The 259-nt window shown below is 41.7% G+C and carries 1 tRNA gene; it reads left to right on the top strand.

Annotation, left to right across the window (positions count from 1 at the left end):
- Positions 1-24: 24 nt before the first annotated feature.
- A tRNA-Glu gene (locus tag ACERDH_RS09825) sits at positions 25-96 on the top strand.
- Positions 97-259 lie beyond the last annotated feature (163 nt).

Here is a 259-nt window from a genome sequence, read left to right as displayed (position 1 = left end):
GTAAGAGTTGAAAATAACAACTCAGGTCCGTTGGTCAAGGGGTTAAGACACCGCCTTTTCACGGCGGTAACACGGGTTCGAATCCCGTACGGACTATGGTATGTTGTGGTTGAAGCACTTGATGAAAAAAGTTTAAAAAAGTTTCAAAAAAAGTGTTGACAAGCGAAAGCGACTGTGATATACTAATATAGTTGTCACTTGAGAGAAGTGAGTGACAAAGACCTTTGAAAACTGAACAAGACGAACCAATGTGCAGGGC

The sequence above is a fragment of the Streptococcus bovismuti genome, from assembly GCF_042436615.2.
Lineage (GTDB): Bacteria > Bacillota > Bacilli > Lactobacillales > Streptococcaceae > Streptococcus.
This window is presented reverse-complemented; position numbering and strand designations above follow the sequence as displayed.